General features: G+C 63.4%; 13 protein-coding genes and 1 pseudogene. 7 read left to right on the top strand and 7 right to left on the bottom strand.

The window, feature by feature from the left end:
- Positions 1-355: 355 nt before the first annotated feature.
- The 5 genes from NJF35_RS14750 to NJF35_RS14730 form a co-directional block, all read right to left on the bottom strand.
- Positions 356-835 (bottom strand): copper chaperone PCu(A)C, encoded by a 480-nt coding sequence (locus tag NJF35_RS14750; RefSeq protein WP_225789736.1) that lies wholly within the window; start codon positions 833-835, stop codon positions 356-358.
- Positions 836-840: 5 nt separating this feature from the next.
- Positions 841-1,446 (bottom strand): SCO family protein, encoded by a 606-nt coding sequence (locus NJF35_RS14745; protein WP_225789721.1) that lies wholly within the window; start codon positions 1,444-1,446, stop codon positions 841-843.
- Between the two features lie 272 nt (positions 1,447-1,718).
- Positions 1,719-2,303, bottom strand: a complete 585-nt coding sequence (gene nfuA, locus NJF35_RS14740; protein WP_253080340.1) for a Fe-S biogenesis protein NfuA — start codon at positions 2,301-2,303, stop codon at positions 1,719-1,721.
- A 58-nt stretch (positions 2,304-2,361) separates the two neighbouring features.
- Positions 2,362-3,396 carry an acyltransferase family protein gene (locus NJF35_RS14735; protein ID WP_225789723.1) on the bottom strand — a complete coding sequence of 345 codons (1,035 nt, stop codon included), beginning with the start codon at positions 3,394-3,396 and terminating at the stop codon, positions 2,362-2,364.
- 206 nt (positions 3,397-3,602) lie between these two features.
- Positions 3,603-5,903: a fatty acid cis/trans isomerase gene (locus NJF35_RS14730; RefSeq protein ID WP_253091204.1), complete on the bottom strand. Its 2,301-nt coding sequence runs from the start codon at positions 5,901-5,903 to the stop codon at positions 3,603-3,605.
- A 161-nt stretch (positions 5,904-6,064) separates the two neighbouring features.
- Here NJF35_RS14730 and metH point away from each other — a divergent pair, with 161 nt between their 5' ends.
- The 6 genes and pseudogenes from metH to NJF35_RS14700 form a co-directional block, all read left to right on the top strand.
- Positions 6,065-9,772 carry a methionine synthase gene (gene metH / locus NJF35_RS14725; RefSeq protein WP_253091203.1) on the top strand — a complete coding sequence of 1,236 codons (3,708 nt, stop codon included), beginning with the start codon at positions 6,065-6,067 and terminating at the stop codon, positions 9,770-9,772.
- 127 nt (positions 9,773-9,899) lie between these two features.
- A complete protein-coding gene (locus NJF35_RS14720) occupies positions 9,900-10,118 on the top strand; it encodes a DUF2970 domain-containing protein (protein ID WP_225789726.1) in 219 nt (72 codons plus the stop codon).
- Positions 10,119-10,740: 622 nt separating this feature from the next.
- Positions 10,741-12,393: a nitrite/sulfite reductase gene (locus NJF35_RS14715; protein ID WP_225789727.1), complete on the top strand. Its 1,653-nt coding sequence runs from the start codon at positions 10,741-10,743 to the stop codon at positions 12,391-12,393.
- Positions 12,377-12,871, top strand: a complete 495-nt coding sequence (locus tag NJF35_RS14710; RefSeq protein ID WP_225789728.1) for a DUF934 domain-containing protein — start codon at positions 12,377-12,379, stop codon at positions 12,869-12,871. Before NJF35_RS14715 ends, NJF35_RS14710 begins: the two co-directional genes overlap by 17 nt.
- Before the next feature lie 194 nt (positions 12,872-13,065).
- On the top strand, positions 13,066-13,869 hold the full coding sequence (gene dkgB, locus NJF35_RS14705; protein ID WP_225789729.1) for a 2,5-didehydrogluconate reductase DkgB: 804 nt from the start codon (positions 13,066-13,068) through the stop codon (positions 13,867-13,869).
- 142 nt (positions 13,870-14,011) lie between these two features.
- Positions 14,012-14,451, top strand: a pseudogene (locus NJF35_RS14700) (tyrosine-protein phosphatase); the annotation flags it as partial.
- A gap of 211 nt (positions 14,452-14,662) precedes the next feature.
- Here NJF35_RS14700 and NJF35_RS14695 read toward each other — a convergent pair.
- Together NJF35_RS14695 and NJF35_RS14690 are read right to left on the bottom strand one after the other, a co-directional pair.
- Positions 14,663-14,827, bottom strand: a complete 165-nt coding sequence (locus NJF35_RS14695; RefSeq protein ID WP_317246597.1) for a hypothetical protein — start codon at positions 14,825-14,827, stop codon at positions 14,663-14,665.
- Positions 14,828-15,136: 309 nt separating this feature from the next.
- Entirely contained in the window at positions 15,137-15,880 is a 744-nt protein-coding gene (locus NJF35_RS14690) for a hypothetical protein (protein WP_225789730.1), read from the bottom strand.
- A 337-nt stretch (positions 15,881-16,217) separates the two neighbouring features.
- Between NJF35_RS14690 and NJF35_RS14685 the strand changes: the two genes are divergently transcribed.
- Positions 16,218-16,811: a hypothetical protein gene (locus NJF35_RS14685; RefSeq protein WP_225789731.1), complete on the top strand. Its 594-nt coding sequence runs from the start codon at positions 16,218-16,220 to the stop codon at positions 16,809-16,811.
- The last annotated feature ends 796 nt before the right edge of the window (positions 16,812-17,607 follow it).

Below are 17,607 nucleotides of genomic sequence, written 5' to 3'. Positions count from 1 at the left end.
GAACGTTTCCTGGCGCATCACCCAATATATGCGCCTTCATCTTTAGTAAATTCTAAATTTAAAAACCCAATACCTGCGGCGTGGAAAACTACGCCCCCGACAACCGAGAAGCAACTTAAAACATGTAATAAGTTATTTTTAATCCCACCGGAAATATCTTAAGGAAAACACCTACACCAAAGCCAAATAATCTGCTGACTAAATAAACAGAATGTTTAATGCAGTTCTTAAGAGCGGGGCCGCTCCCACACGAACCTGCAGGCCGCATCATGTGTGGTCGACGTGGGCTTTGTAGGAGCGGGCTTGCCGGGCCGCCGCGAATGGGCTGCGCAGCAGCCCCGGGCGAGGTGGGAGGTCAGTGCATGTGCGCGTGGTCGTGACCGTGGCCGGCGCCTTCGGTCAGCGGGCGTACCGGGGCCTGCACTTGCAAGGTCTGCTTGGCGCCCTTGGCGTCCTCGATGGTCAGGGTCAGCGGCACCTGCTCGCCTTCCTTGACCTGCTTGTTCAAGCCCATCAGCATCACGTGGTACCCACTCGGGTCCAGGCTCACGGCCTTGCCGGCAGGCAGCTCGACGGCCTTGACTTCCCGCATGCCCATCACGTCGCCATCCATGGTCATTTCGTGGATCTGCACGGTCTTGGCGACCGTCGAGGCCACGCCCACCAGCTTGCTGTCGCTGCTCGCGGTCAGGGTCATGAACGCACCGGTGGACTGCTGGTGCGGCACGCTGGCGCGGACCCAGGCGTCGCTCACGGTGGTTTCGGCCAGGGCCGGCAGGGCCAGGCCCATCAAGGCCAGGGCGGCCAGGCCGCGCTTGATCGGTTGCATCGAAATTGCCATTAGCAGATCTCCATCAGGGTGAGCAGGTCTTCGCTGCATTCCTTGGCGTTCAGGGAATGACCCAGGCTCAGGCGCAGGGTGCCACGGGAATCGTAGACGTAGCTGGTGGACGAATGGGAGATGGTGTAGGTGTCGCCGGCCGGCACCTTCTCGTAGAACACCTTGAACTCCTTGGCCACCTCGGCGATTTCCTCCGGGGTGCCAGTCAGGGCGGTGAACGACGGGTCGAAGGCCTTGACGTAGGCATCGAGCACCTCGGGGGTGTCGCGCTCCGGGTCCAGGGTGATGAACACCACCTGCAGGAAGCCGGCATCGCGCCCCATCAGCTTCTTGATCTGCACCGCGCGCGCCAGGGCGGTCGGGCACACCGCCGGGCACTGGGTGAAACCGAAGAAGATCATCGGCATCGTGCCGTAGAAGCTCGACAGGGTGCGCTCGTTGCCTTGGGTGTCCTTCAGGCGGAACTTGCGCCCGAGGATCTCGTTGCTCATGTTCTTGCCATACTTGAACTCGAGCCCCCGGGCCGGGCTGCAGCCCGCCAGCAGGCCAAGCCCCAGAACGCCCATCCCGGCGACGACAGCACGCCGGGTCAGTAGATCAGTCATGGAACCATCCTTTACAGGGAAGGTGCCGGCCCTTGGGACAGGCCAGCGAAAAACCGGGGCATTCTGGCATGACACCCGCGGGTCTTCTACCCGAGGAAGGGGGCATCGGCCTGCAGGCCTTTGAATACGGGCTGCGGCCTGTTGTCGCAGGGGTTGAATCGGTAACAGTTTGTTGCTAGATGAAGACGCTGTCAGGTGCCAGACAGTCAAGCGGCGCTTGCCATCTTGGGGCACGAAGCGGCCCCACATGACAAACGCCTGTCGCCTGCCGATCAGTAGTAGGCGTTTTCCTTGTTGCTGTGGTCGGTCACGTCACGCACGCCCTTGAGCTCGGGAATACGCTCGAGCAGGGTGCGCTCGATGCCGTCCTTGAGGGTGACGTCGGCCTGGCCACAGCCCTGGCAACCGCCACCGAACTGCAGCACGGCGATGCCGTCTTCGACCACGTCGACCAGGCTCACGGCGCCGCCGTGGCTGGCCAGGCCCGGGTTGATCTCGGTCTGCAGGTAATAGTTGATCCGCTCGTTGAGTGGGCTGTCCTCGTTGACCATCGGCACCTTGGCGTTCGGCGCCTTGATGGTCAGCTGGCCGCCCATGCGGTCGGTGGCGTAGTCGACCAGCGCGTCCTCGAGGAAGGGCTCGCTGACCGCATCGATGTAGGCGGTGAAGCTCTTCAGGCCCACGGCGGTGTCGTCGGGTTTTTCCTCGCCCGGCTTGCAGTAGGCGATGCAGGTTTCGGCGTACTGGGTGCCCGGCTGGGTGATGAAGATACGGATGCCGATACCCGGGGTGTTCTGCTTGGACAGCAGATCGGCCAGGTAATCATGGGCGGCGTCGGTAATGGTTATAGCGCTCATGGAAGTTCCTCACAGACTTGCCGGCAAGTGTACGCCAAGCTGGCGCCTGAACAAAGTCCTAGCATTTGACTCGGGAAAGCGCCAGTGCCTGGCGTTGCCCAGGCCGCGCCGCGAACCAGGCCTGCAGTCGCCGGTACAGGCCGCGCTCGAGCCAGTGGTAGCTGAGCCACGACATCAGGCCAATGAGCGGCACGCAGAAAGCGAACGCCAGGTAGGGGTCCAACCCCAGGCGTCGGCTGGCGAACCACCCGCCATAGAGCACCAGCACATGGATCAGGTACACCGAGTAGGAACAGTCGCCCAGTGCCTTGAGCACCCGGTTGCCCCGGAACCAGGGCTCCAGGGCCACGAACGCGAACACCACCAGGGCACTGGGCAGGCCCCAGTGCAGCAGCCGCATCGAAGCGTCCAGGTGATAGAGCGCAAAGCCTGCCGCCGCCAGCACCGCCAGGGGCAGCCACAGCCCTTCGCGGATCATGCCGCGACGGTACAGCACGCCCAGGCCGATGCCGAGCAGGAACTCGTAGATGATGTCGTTGTTGTAGAAGCGACTGAGCACGCCCAGGCGCCCCAGTACCTCGCTGACCAGCAGCAACGCGGCGCTGACCAGCACCAGGTGATGGCGCTGGCGCACCAGGAAGGCCAGGCCGAACAGCAGGTAGAAGAACATCTCGAAGTTGAGCGTCCAGCCCACATTGAGGGTCGGGTACAGCCCGTAGCCTCCTGGGTTCTCGGCGGGGATGAACAGCAGCGACAGCAGCAGGTGCTGCCATTCGAACACCTGGTGCGGCATCCAACGGCTGGCGGCGAGCAACAGCAAGGCCATGAGCAAGGTGTAGAACCAGTAGGCCGGGACGATACGCAACACCCGGTTGAGCAGGAACTGCCCAGGGGCGACCGCTTTGTCGCGGGTCGAGAGGTAGATCACCATCCCGCTGATGACGAAGAAGATATCGACGCCTACCGCGCCGCGGTGGCTGAACAGTCGGCCGATGGGGCCGGTGGCATGGAAGTCGAAGAAGATCTGCATGAAATGGTGGCAGACCACCACCCAGGCGGCGAACGCCCGTAGTGCCTGAAGCGAATACAGCATGGATTGCCCTGCGTTTTCTGGTGCATTCAGGCCCCGCTTTCATCGCCTGGCGCGTGCCTCGCACGCGCTCGCGGGCAAGCTCGCCCCACAGGGGTAGCGCCGTTCCTCAGCGGGCGCTCCCACAGGCCAGGCAGCTCCAAGCGGGACCGCCCGTGCGTGGGACCGCAGGATGCCGGGAAAGGTCAGGCGCCCGTCCCGGCGACCGATCAAAGGTTCTCGTAGCGGTTCATGTCCAGCACGCCTGCCTCCACCGGGTCGGTCTCCTGGATGTAGCGGTTCAGGTCATGGAAGTAACGCCAGAACTGCGGATGGCTACGGCGCACGCCCCAGCGCTCGACGAGGGTCTCGAACTTGCCCTGGTCGTCACGGGCCGCCTCCATGTCTTCGACGAACTCCGGCACATCGCGGGTGGGAATGTTGAAGATGAAATTGGGGTAGCTGCTGAGCACGCCCGGGTACAGCGTCAGGGTGTCCAGGCCCGGCTGGTAGCGGTAGGCCTCGCCGAGCAGGAAGGCGACGTTGCTGTGCGCGCGGTTGCGCAGCAGGCTGTAGACCTGGCGCTGGCCGCCCTGCCCTTCGATGCGCAGCAGGGTCGCCTCGGGCAGTTGGCCGATCACCTTCAAGCCTGCGGCCGGGCGCGACACCAGGCGGCTGAGGCTCTGCTCGGCGTCACGGAACTCCGACGCCAACCCCGGCCGCGAGCAATAGGCGCCCTGGCAGCGGTTGATCGGGTCGGGCGCGGCATTGAGGCTGCCGGTACGCTGCAACAGTTTCAGGCCGAAGTCGCGCTTGGGGTCGTGCTCGTCCAGCTTGAGCGCGCTCGGGGTGCTGGTATCGATGTCCTCGTAGTCGAGCCACATCTTCACCTTGCCGCTGTTCTGGTACCAGTCGCCGAGGATCGCGCCGCGCTGGTCGGCGGGCATCAGGCGCAGGAAGTTGACCTCCGCGCCATTGCGGATCAGGTCGAAGTACAGGCGCGTCTGCAGCTGGTGCGAGACGTTGCCGAACACGTCGAAATTGACCGCCAACTGGTAGTAGGTGCGCTCGAACAACGGGTAGTCGAACAGCCAGACGGTCAAGGGTACGTCACCGATCAGGCCCTTGCTCACCGAGGCGCTGTCGAAGTGGCGGAAGATGGTCAGCAGCGCATTGTCGTTACCCGCCCACAGGGTCGACCAGCTCGGCGCCGGCATCTGCGCGTAGGCCTCGCGGCGCAGAGTCTCATAGGCGTTGCGCTTGTCGCGGTAGGCGTGCCAGAGCGTCAGCACGCTGCCGACGTCGTCGATCTGCCCCGGCATGGCCAGCAGTGGCGTGGCCTCGCCACGGTATCGGGCATCGGTGACATAGCGGTCGTAGGCCGGCTCCTGGAACAGTGCCCAGAAGTGGTCGCGGATCACGTCGGTGGCGATCTGGCCGCGGCACACCGGGCCTCGGATGAAGGTGCGCACGAAGTACTCGGCGTTGTCCAGCATGAACTGGTAGCGCGCCACCGCCGGGATCGCCTCGAAGGTTTCGAACGGGTTGGCGCGGTGACGCGGGCCATAGCCGGGCAACGAAGTGGCGTGCCAGTCGCCGCTGTAGAACAGCTGCTTGACCCGCTTGAGCTTCTGCGGCCCCATCGGGTAGGTGATGTGGGTCTTGTGCACGATCACGCCCTGCACCGGGACCAGGCGGTAGTAGAAGTCGGTCCCCGGCGGGTCATTGGGCCGGCGGGTGGCGATCACGTCGACCGGCTGGCCGCTCGGCGTGCGCGAGCGCACCCACTGGAAGAAGTGGCCCGGCTCGCCACCGACGAAATAGATGTGGGCAAGGAACAGGTGCTCGTACAGCCAGCGGCCGACCAGGGCCTCGGTAGAGCCCGGGCGGTTGAGCAACTCCTCCCACTCGGCGATCTGCCTGGCCTCGGCCGCACTGGGCTGGAGCGGCTGGTATTCGACCGGAGCACCGGCCGCCAGCCAGCGCTGCAAGGTCTGGTACTCGGCGTCGGTCAGGCCGGTGACCGCCAGGGGCATGCCCTCCTTGGGATGGGCGCCGGCATAGGCGTCGAACTCATGGGGCAATGGGCACATGTTGTTGCGGTTGAGCCCCAGGACGATCTCTTCGGGCAACTTGGCGTTGGGTGTGAGCGGGGTCTTGTGGCCGAGCTCGAGCATGCGCGCCATCAGCGCGGCCTGGCTGCCCTGGCCGTCGAGCACCGAGTAGAAGCCCTTCTTGCGCCACTGCTCCTCGCTGTGGGCATCGTAGAACAGGCGCGTGGTGGGCACCGCCTTGCTGCGGTCGCCCTGGTACACCGGGACCTTGGATGCCCCGCGCACCGCCCCTTCGGGGCTTTCCAGCTTGAGCTGGCAGGCGGCATCGTTGCAGGCGTGGCAGGCCACGCATTTCTCGGTGAAGATCGGTTGAATATCCCGGGTGTAGGAGATTGCCGGGCTCGATTGCGGGGCTTGCCCCGCCGCCACGCCGCTGATGAGCAGCGCGAAGGCGCCGGCAAGTAAGCGATGCACCATGTGCCGAATGTCCTGGTTCCTGTAAGCCATCACGATGTGCCTGGCGGGTAGTGGGTGCGCGAACATGAAGGAAATTCATGCAAACGGGCGATGCGTCTAAAAACCGCGCACCTTTGTTATCATGGCGCACCCTCTGTCATTTGCCCGACCAGGTAGTTCCTATGTCCGACCGCAGCGCTCGTTTCCAAGCACTTCAGCAAGCACTCAAGGAGCGCATACTGATCCTCGACGGCGGCATGGGTACTATGATCCAGAGTTACCGCCTCGAGGAACACGACTATCGTGGCACGCGCTTCGCCGATTGGCCAAGCGACGTGAAAGGCAACAACGACCTGCTGCTGCTGACCCAGCCCGATGTCATCGCCGCCATCGAGAAGGCCTACCTGGACGCCGGCGCCGATATCCTCGAGACCAACACCTTCAACGCCACGCAGATTTCCCAGGCCGACTACGGCATGGAGGCGTTGGTCTACGAACTGAACGTCGAGGGCGCACGCATCGCCCGCCAGGTGGCCGACGCCAAGACCCTCGAGACCCCGGACAAACCGCGTTTCGTCGCCGGCGTGCTCGGCCCGACCAGCCGTACCTGCTCGATCTCCCCGGACGTCAACGACCCGGGCTACCGCAACGTCACCTTCGACGAACTGGTGGAAAACTACACCGAGGCCACCCGTGGCCTGATCGAGGGCGGCGCCGACCTGATCCTGATCGAGACCATCTTCGACACCCTCAACGCCAAGGCGGCGATCTTCGCCGTGCAGCAGGTGTTCGAGGAAGACGGCGTCGAACTGCCGATCATGATTTCCGGCACCATCACCGATGCCTCCGGCCGCACCCTGTCCGGGCAAACTACCGAGGCGTTCTGGAACTCGGTGCGCCACGCCAAGCCGATCTCCGTGGGCCTGAACTGCGCCCTCGGCGCCAAGGACCTGCGCCCTTACCTGGAAGAGCTGGCGACCAAGGCCGACACCCATGTCTCGGCCCACCCCAATGCCGGCCTGCCCAACGCCTTCGGCGAATACGACGAAACCCCGGCGGAAATGGCCGCGGTGGTCGAGGAGTTCGCTGCCAGCGGCTTTCTCAACATCATCGGCGGTTGCTGCGGCACCACCCCGCCGCACATCCAGGCCATCGCCGAGGCCGTGGCCAAGTACAAGCCGCGTGAGATCCCGGAAATCCCCAGGGCTTGCCGCCTCTCGGGCCTGGAGCCGTTCACCATCGATCGCCAGTCGCTGTTCGTCAACGTCGGCGAGCGCACCAACATCACCGGTTCGGCCAAGTTCGCCCGGCTGATCCGCGAGGAGAACTACACCGAGGCCCTGGAGGTCGCCCTGCAGCAGGTCGAGGCCGGCGCCCAGGTGATCGACATCAACATGGACGAAGGCATGCTCGACTCCAAGGCTGCCATGGTCCGCTTCCTCAACCTGATCGCCGGCGAGCCGGACATCTCCCGCGTGCCGATCATGATCGACTCCTCCAAGTGGGACGTGATCGAGGCGGGCCTCAAGTGCATCCAGGGCAAGGGCATCGTCAACTCGATCTCCATGAAGGAAGGCGTCGAGCAGTTCAAGCACCATGCCCGCCTGTGCAAGCGCTACGGCGCCGCAGTGGTGGTGATGGCCTTCGACGAGGTCGGCCAGGCCGACACCGCCGCGCGCAAGAAGGAAATCTGTCAGCGCAGCTACGACATCCTGGTCAATGAAGTGGGCTTCCCGCCGGAAGACATCATCTTCGACCCGAACATCTTCGCCGTGGCCACCGGCATCGAAGAGCACAACAACTACGCCGTGGACTTCATCGAAGCCTGCGCCTACATCCGCGACCACCTGCCCTACGCGCTGTCGTCGGGTGGCGTGTCCAACGTGTCGTTCTCGTTCCGTGGCAACAACCCGGTGCGCGAGGCGATCCACTCGGTGTTCCTGTTCCATGCCATCGGCAACGGCCTGACCATGGGTATCGTCAACGCCGGCCAGCTGGAGATCTACGACGAGATCCCCGCGACCCTGCGCGACAGGGTCGAGGACGTGGTGCTCAACCGTACCCCGGAAGGCACCGATGCCCTGCTGGCCATCGCCGACGAATACAAGGGCGGCGGCGCCAGCAAGGAAGTCGAGGACGAGGCCTGGCGCGCCATGCCGGTCGACAAGCGCCTGGAGCACGCCCTGGTCAAGGGCATCACCGCGCACATCGTCGAGGACACCGAGGAGTGCCGCCAGCAGTGCGCGCGCCCCATCGAGGTCATCGAAGGGCCGCTGATGAGCGGCATGAACGTGGTCGGCGACCTGTTCGGCGCCGGCAAGATGTTCCTGCCCCAGGTGGTCAAGTCCGCCCGGGTGATGAAGCAGGCCGTGGCGCACCTGATCCCCTTCATCGAAGCGGAGAAAGGCGACACCCCGGAGGCCAAGGGCAAGATACTCATGGCCACGGTCAAGGGTGACGTGCACGACATCGGCAAGAACATCGTCGGCGTGGTGCTCGGTTGCAACGGCTACGACATCGTCGACCTGGGCGTGATGGTGCCGGCAGAGAAGATCCTGCAGACCGCCCGCGAGCAGAAGTGCGACATCATCGGCCTGTCCGGCCTGATCACCCCGTCGCTGGACGAGATGGTCCACGTCGCCCGCGAGATGCAGCGCCAGGGCTTCGAACTGCCGCTGATGATCGGTGGCGCCACCACCTCCAAGGCACACACCGCGGTGAAGATCGAGCCCAAGTACTCCAACGACGCCGTGGTCTACGTCACCGACGCCTCCCGCGCCGTGGGCGTGGCCACCCAGTTGCTGTCCAAGGAGCTCAAGGCCGGCTTCGTCGAGAAGACCCGCGAGGAATACCAGCAGGTGCGCGAGCGCACCGCCAACCGCAGCGCCCGCACCGAGCGCCTGGGCTACGACCAGGCCATCGCCGCCAAGCCCCAGTACGACTGGGCCGGCTACACCCCGGCGGTGCCCTCCTTCACCGGCGTCAAGGTGCTGGAGGACATCGACCTGCGAATGCTGGCCGAGTACATCGACTGGACGCCGTTCTTCATCTCCTGGGACCTGGCCGGCAAGTTCCCGCGCATCCTCACCGACGAAGTGGTCGGCGAGGCGGCCACGGCGCTGTACAAGGATGCCCGCGAGATGCTCGACAAGCTGATCGACGAGAAGCTGATCAGCGCCCGCGCGGTGCTCGGCTTCTGGCCGGCCAACCAGGTGGAGCACGACGACATCGAGGTCTATGGCGACGGCGGCGAGAAACTGGCCACCCTGCACCATCTGCGCCAGCAGACCATCAAGCCCGACGGCAAGCCCAACCTGTCGCTGGCCGACTTCGTCGCGCCGAAGGACAGCGGTGTCACCGACTACATCGGCGGCTTCATCACCACCGCCGGCATCGGTGCCGAGGAAGTGGCCAAGGCCTACCAGGACAAGGGCGACGACTACAGCTCGATCATGGTCAAGGCCCTCGCCGACCGTCTGGCCGAGGCCTGCGCCGAATGGCTGCACGAGCGGGTGCGCAAGGAATACTGGGGCTATGCCAAGGACGAACAGCTGGACAACGAGGCGCTGATCAAGGAGCAATACAGCGGCATCCGCCCGGCCCCCGGCTACCCGGCCTGCCCGGACCACACCGAGAAGGCCACCCTGTTCCGCCTGCTCGATGGCACCGCCATCGGCGAGAAAGGGCCGAGTGGTGTATTCCTCACCGAGCACTTCGCCATGTTCCCGGCGGCGGCGGTCAGCGGCTGGTACTTCGCCCATCCGCAGGCCCAGTACTTTGCCGTGGGCAAGGTCGACAAGGACCAGATCGAGCGCTACAGCGCGCGCAAGGGCCAGGACATCAGCGTCAGCGAGCGCTGGCTGGCGCCGAACCTGGGCTACGAGGGCTAGGTCCAGCTTCTTTACAAGCCATTCTGGCCTCTTCGCGGGCTTGCCCCGCGAAGAGGCCGGTACAGCCCACCCAAATCCCCGGGTTGCCTACACTATCCCTGATTGCCTCTGACATCAGGAGCCACTCATGGACGACCGCGACCAGGACAAACCACCCACCTTCTGGCAGATGCTGCACAGCGTCCTCGCCGCGGCCTTCGGCGTGCAAAGCGGCAAGAACCGTGCGCGCGACTTCACCCATGGCAAGGCCAGCCACTTCATCGTGCTGGGCACGCTGTTCACCCTGGTGTTCATCCTCGTGCTGATCGGCCTGGTGCAACTGGCGCTGCACCTGACTGCGCGCTAGGCCTGCGGCTTGTCCCACTGCCGGTCAGTCAGAGATTTGCGTGAATGCTGGAGCCAGAGCAACCCGCCTGCGGATATCCCTTCCGCAGGCGGCTCAGGCTTGGATCAAGGTCGTTGCGAATGAAAGCTACTGATGGCTGACCCAATACACAGCGGCCACGACTACCAGGACGATCAGGCAAAGGATCGCCCAGGCATCCACAGTGCTGTCAGTCTTGCGCAGCTTGGTCGAGTTTCCCATTGCATTGCCTCTTGTAGTGGTTATGGGAATGCACTTCACCTCCAGCAGTTAAGCCTAGCAATGCCCTTCTCTCAAGCAGGGGCTTTCGGTAATCGACGACCGACGACCAACCAGGGCACGGAAAACCCGCGCCACCAACCTTCGGCGCTGTAATGCTGAAAATCGCCCCACAGTCGGTAAAGATACCGCCACATCCCCGCACCGTATTCGCGCCATCATCGCCGGCAAATGCCAGTCAATCTCACTTAGTCCAATTGGTTCTTTTCATATGCAAAAACATCACTTTAGCGCATAAACACAAACTGCTATCGTTCCCCCGCTCCGAAGCGGAGTGCGCGGCCGTGCGCGCGATTAGCTGCATGCAGCCTGAGACAGGACTTATATGTACGTATACGACGAGTACGATCAGCGGATCATCGAGGACCGCGTCAAGCAGTTCCGTGATCAGACCCGCCGCTACCTGGCCGGTGAGCTGAGCGAAGAAGAATTCCGCCCTCTGCGCCTGCAGAATGGCCTCTATATCCAACGTTTTGCCCCGATGCTGCGCGTCGCCGTGCCTTATGGCCAGCTGAACTCGACCCAGGTGCGCATGCTGGCGAAGATCGCTCGCGACTACGACAAGGGCTACGCACACATCAGTACCCGGCAGAACGTGCAGTACAACTGGCCGGCGCTGGAAGACGTCCCAGAGATCCTCGCCGAACTGGCCACCGTGCAGATGCACGCGATCCAGACCAGCGGCAACTGCCTGCGCAACACCACCACCGACCAGTTCGCCGGTGTTGCCGCCGATGAAGTGATCGACCCGCGCCCCTGGTGCGAGATCGTCCGCCAGTGGACCACCTTCCACCCGGAATTCGCCTACCTACCGCGCAAGTTCAAGATCGCCATCAACGGCTCGAAGGAAGACCGCGCGGCCATCGAGGTGCACGACATCGGCCTGGAGCCGGTGTACAACGAGGCCGGCGAGCTGGGCTTCCGCGTGCTGGTCGGTGGTGGCTTGGGCCGTACCCCCGTGGTCGGTGCGTTCATCAACGAGTTCCTGCCCTGGCAGGACCTGATCAGCTACCTGGACGCCATCCTGCGCGTGTACAACCGTTACGGTCGCCGTGACAACAAGTACAAGGCGCGGATCAAGATCCTGGTCAAGGCCCTGACCCCGGAAGTCTTCGCCGAGAAGGTCGAGGCCGAGATGGCCCACTTGCGTGGCGGCAGCACGACCCTGACCGAAGCGGAAGTCGAGCGCGTCTCGCGCCACTTCGTCGACCCGGCCTACCTGACCCTGGACAACGTCGACTACAGCGCCCTCGACCAGGAATTCCCAGGCTTCGCCCGCTGGCGCTCGCGCAATACCCGCGCCCACAAGCGCCCGGGCTACGTTGCCGTGACCCTGTCGCTCAAGCCCACTGGCGTTGCCCCGGGCGACCTGACCGACAAGCAGCTCGACGCCGTCGCCGACCTGGCCGACCGCTACAGCTTCGGCTTCCTGCGTACCTCCCATGAGCAGAACATCATCCTCGCCGACGTCGAGCAGCGCCAACTGCATGCCCTGTGGCTGGAACTGCGCGAGCTGGGCTTCGCCACGCCGAACATCGGCCTGCTGACCGACATCATCTGCTGCCCGGGTGGCGACTACTGCTCCCTGGCCAACGCCAAGTCGATCCCGATCGCCGAATCCATCCAGCGTCGCTTCGACGACTTGGACTACCTGTTCGACATCGGCGAGATCGACCTGAACATCTCCGGCTGCATGAATGCCTGCGGCCACCACCACGTCGGCCACATCGGTATCCTTGGCGTCGACAAGAAGGGCGAGGAGTTCTACCAGGTTTCCCTGGGCGGCAACGCCGCACGCGATGCGAGCCTGGGCAAGATCCTCGGCCCGTCCTTCGCCCAGGATGAAATGGCCGATGTGATCGAGAAGCTGATCTCGGTGTACGTGGAACGACGTACCGAGGACGAGCGCTTCATCGACACCTACCAGCGTATCGGCATCGACCCTTTCAAGGAACGCGTCTATGCAGCGAATCATTAAGAACAACGAGATCGTCGACGAGACCTGGCACCTGCTGCCCAAGGACACGCCCCTCGACGAGCTGACCAACTGCGACGACTACATCGTCCCGCTGCAACTGTGGCGCGAGCATGCCCACGCCCTCAAGGCCCGCGACGGCGGCCTGGGCGTGTGGTTGGACAGCGATGAAGAGGCCGAGGAGATCGGCGACGACGTCGAGCACTTCCAGGTCATCGCCCTGAACTTCCCGGCCTTCACCGACGGGCGCAACTACTCCAACGCGCGCCTGCTGCGTGACCGCTACAAGTTCAAGGGCGAGCTGCGCGCCATCGGCGACGTGCTGCGCGACCAGTTGTTCTACATGGCCCGCTGCGGCTTCGATGCCTTCGCCATTCGTGCCGACAAAGACCCGGAAGATGCCCTGCAGGGACTGAAGGACTTCTCGGTCACCTACCAGGCCGCCACCGACGAACCGCTGCCGCTGTTCCGCCGCCGCTGATCGATGCCTCCCCCACCGGCCCGCCCTTTGGCGGGCCGGTTCGTTTCCAACCTGCAAACCCCGCCATTCCTGACTCCAAGTCAAAAGACCTTGCTCCCCGCAAGCCTTAATCCCATCCCGCCAAACGTCCACACTGGAGATAGCTGCAAGCCGCGAGCTGCAAGCTGCAACTCCCCCATCCAGGAGCACATCCCATGAGCATCCCATCCTTCGGCCTCGGCACCTTCCGCCTGACTGGCCAGGCTGTCATCGATTCGGTGAAGGCCGCACTGGCGCTGGGCTACCGCGCCATCGACACCGCACAGGTCTACGGCAACGAGGCCGATATCGGCCAGGCCATCGCCGAGAGCGGCATCGATCGTAGCGAATTGTTCATCACTACCAAGATCTGGGTCGACAACTATGCTGCCGACAAACTGATCCCCAGCCTGCGCGAAAGCCTGGCGAAACTGCGCACCGACCATGTCGACCTGACCCTGATCCACTGGCCGGCGCCTGGCAACGGCGTCGAGCTGGGCGAGTTCATGACCGCCCTGGCCGAAGCCAAGAAGCAGGGCCTGACCCGCCAGATCGGTATCTCCAACTTCAACATCGAGCTGACCCGCCAGGCCATCGACGTGGTGGGCAAGGGCGAGATCGCCACCAACCAGATCGAGCTCAGCCCCTACCTGCAGAACGCCAAGCTCGTGGCCTTCCTCAAGGAACAGGGCATCACCGTCACCTCGTACATGACCCTGGCCTACGGCAAGGTGCTCAAGGACCCGGTGCTGGCCAGCATCGCCGCCAAGCACAAGGCCACCGTGGCGCAGGTCGCGCTGGCCTGGGCGATGCAACTGGGCTACGCGGTGATCCCCTCCTCCACCAAGCACGAGAACCTGGCCAGCAACCTGCTCGCCCGCGACCTGCGCCTGGACGACGAGGACATGGCACGCATCGCCACGCTCGAACGCAACGGTCGCGAAGTCAGCCCTGACGGCCTGGCGCCGGCCTGGGACTGAGGCATTCCCTACCCTAGCTGCCTTGAGTAATGGAGCCTGAAGCTCGCTGGGCAGTTAGGACTTTGTGGGGCTGCAACGCAGCCCACGCCCCTGCTCGCCCCTCGCCAATGGACAGAAAACGAACGCCACGGACGAATCCCGCATTCATCCTCACGCCGCCGCCGAGCCGCTGACCACGCCACGCCTGAGCGGCATGGACAATGTCCGTGACATCGCCGGCACCACCACCGCCTATGGCACCGCCCACGACGGCACGATGCGCGCCGGGGTGTTCTACCGCTCCAGCGCCCTGACCCGACCGCTTCGGACCTGGTCACGCTGAACGGCCTGAACATCAGCGACGTCTACGACCTGCACACACCCAGCGAGATCGCGGCCACGCCCGACACCCTGCCGGCCGGCCCGCGCTACCAGAACATCGACATCATCGGCAGCACCACCTCGGGCGCGGACATCACCCATATCGCGTTCTCCAGCGCCGCCGAAGCCACCACCATGATGCAGGAGACCAATCGCGCCTTCGTCAGCGACGCCGGCATGCACAGCCAGTTCGCGGTGCTGTTCAACGAACTGGCCAGCGCCCATGCCGGTTTCGGCTACAGCCGGGCAATATCGGCAGGGCCGGCGGCGAAGCGAACACCGACCTGACGTTCCTCAAGGCGGGTGCCCGCTTCACCCCGGACGGCCTGGAGCGTGGCATGTTCATCGACGCCAACGCCAGCGCCGGCGCCGGCTGGCTATGCATTCTGACGGGGAGCGCCGGCCGCTCCCGCAGGGGCGGCCTGGCGCTCCACTACCCTCGCCCTCCGCGCTTCACATCGGCCGGGCACACCCCGTAGGCCTGCTGGAAATACAGTGAAAACCGGCCGGCATTGCTGACCCCATGTCGCAGCCCCACCTCCGCCACCGACACCTCCAGCACGGCATCCACCAGCATCTCCTGCAGGCGCAGCGGCATCAGGGCACCGCTAGCGCACCGAAGGCGTCGCTGGACATATCGGCGCAGCGGAGGATGATCCGCTTGCGGGGCATGCTGGGGTACACCGTGCGTGTCACCTTGAGGCCAGGACTGGACGGAAAAATCGCCAACACCTTAGCAACCACGGATGACAGACACGTGACGGGCAGCCCCTTGCCCAATAATCCTCAGCGCAGCACTCAACAGGCGCTACCGCCGATGAGCATCGTCAGCACAGTGGCGGTTCGAGGAACGGGGCGCAAGGCAAGGCTGCCAGGCAACCTCTCGAGCCGGTCGCGGCACGGTTTCCTACAACGGCGTACCGGAACGGCCAAGCGCCCGACGCTGCGCCAGGCAGACGTAGCCCAACCCCAACACACCGATGAACAGGCACGCCAGCAACAGCATCAGTTCCCTGCTATACCTGCCTACCCAGGCCGGGAAGCCAACGAACTCCCGGTAGACCTGCACATCCGCCAGCCCATCGGCATGCCGGATGCTGATGCCACCTTGGCGGATCTGCGAGTAGTCCGAATCGAAATAGACCCAGACCTTGCAGTGACCTTCCCGGCCGATCGAGGCGATATCGATAAGGCCGGTCGGCTCCTGAAGGATGTTGTCGTTGCCGTTTTCGTCGCGGATCTGCACCAGCCCCTTGGCCGGCAAGCGGATCCGCACGTCGCGCACGGGCGCATCGCCCTTGTTGCGCAACTCGATGAGCAGCCCGGTACGGTGATCCACCAGGCCCGCCTCGAAGGGCTTGGCGAACAGTTGCAGGTAAGGCGCCTGGGCCAGGTCGACCAGCTTGTCGAGCTGCTGACGATTGAGCGCGCCCTTGCCGACCTCCCTGATCTGGGCGTGCAGTCTCTCGTACTTGAGCAGCTCGTTGGTCTTGCTGATGCGCTCGCTGAACTGGCTCGGGTAGGTCAGGTAGGAATAGGTCAGGCGCGCCTGCAGGCCGTCGTCGTCCTTGAACATCGCATAGAGCGCGGCGGCGGAAGCGGCGACGACCAGCAGGCCCACGAGGGATTTCCCGACTTTTTCCCAACTCACCTTGGCGGTTCCTTCTTTCGCTATGTGGGTAGCACGAAATGGCTGGCAAAGCGTGCCAAGTTCCTGGGGTGGGGGCAAGGGCTGGTGTCCAGATGAACGACATGGCGCAGAATTAGCGCCCTGAATATCGCGGTACCGGGCGCAGCAGCGGCACTGGGTTGAACCTGCGGTTGACAGGCTAGCCATTGGCCACTTAGCATTCCGCAATGCCTTGGGAGGCACCCTGCTGCATTGGGGAACACCCTATTTATCTCCTAACTTGATTTTCGCCAGAAAGGGCCAAGCAAGCAGCAATGCGGGTATCGGTTATTCCCGATATTGGCCTGTGGAGAAAGTCATGTCTGCATCCGCCGATTGCATCGAACATTTCAAGTACCTCGTTCGCCGCTCATCCGACCAAGGCCTGAGCTACTCCGAACGCCTTGATTTCCATGCCAGGGCAATAGGCTTCAACAACTATCACCACTTCCTTGCCTCGATTGCAAAGTTCAGCGACGACCGTATCGGTAAGATCAGTACCAAACTGATGCGCCTTGCTTGTGCCCGGGCGCAGCCCAAGCCAAGCAAACATTATTACGAGTTCATCGCCCACAAAGATCGCCGTATGCGTTTCTACAGCCACTGGATCGGCTGGGACATGCGTGGCCAGGAAGTACGCATGCCCAGCTTGATGAATGCTCCCTATCGTGTCCCGCATCTTCGCGAACGGCTGGCAGCCCCAGTCTATGTCATCGAGACCCGCACACAACTGATCGCCTGGCGCCACAAATGGCATGGCATGGCCTACATCGTGAGTCATGAGGCCGAACGTGAACTGTGTGAGGCCTTCGACCGACAGAGAGATGTGGTACCAGGGGCTCGCAGCAAAGACTTCGACCTGGAGGAAGACTACAGCCACAACTACGCCACCTGGTATCCATCGGGCAAGTGATACCTCCCATCGTTCGACACCTGGGGCGTCTGCGGCCCCAGGATCAGCAGTGTTGAATCGCAAAACGTGTTCTCGAATCGAAGAGCCACCAGATGCTTGGTCATCGCCCCTGGACGATCTTGCCCCACCTACGCTCAAGCATAGGCGGCACAGGAGCTGTTGAGGGCTTGCCTGCGAACAAAGGCGCAGCCCTTGGTGTACTGGGGAGCCAGGTGAACTGCCTATTCACGGCGGTTTGGCACCCCGACAAGCCCACTTCTACAGCAGAAGGGTTCGCCGCTCAACGCCAACCAGAGCCCCAAACCAACCTGCGCGAACCCTACGCAGGTTTCTACCCGTAGTCTGGCCTGCCCTCATCGGTGAAGAACGGCGAACCAGGCGAGACTAGAACGCCTTCCAGAGCACTACAACGGCCATACTAGGGAATCGGCACCTTTCGGAAATGGACTACAAGGAACGAAAGAAAAAATGCGCCAGCTTCCTACAAACACACCGAACTGAGTTTGCTTCGATGATGTAATCGTCCAGGCACTCCGACAGCAGTGTGGCCTGCGTCCGAGCCTCACCCCCGATGAATCGCTCACGATCGTCCCCGCCACGATCTCGACGATCAGAAGGTTAGACAATCGCAGGTGTTTCACACAGCCTGGGCCAAGAGCAGACATTCACATCGTCAAAAGAAACATTGAATCACCCCGGGTTTCGTGGAGGCCGTTTCGTTTAAGTCAGGCCGCCACGGCCTGATCTGTTTGCTGCTGGTGGAAGTTTGCCTCAGCCTCCGCAGGCGGGATATAGC

It is taken from the genome of Pseudomonas guariconensis (assembly GCF_024127895.1).
In the GTDB taxonomy this organism is placed as follows: Bacteria; Pseudomonadota; Gammaproteobacteria; order Pseudomonadales; family Pseudomonadaceae; genus Aquipseudomonas; species Aquipseudomonas guariconensis_B.
Note: the sequence above shows the minus strand (reverse complement) of the source record. Positions and strands in the feature narration are given on the sequence as shown.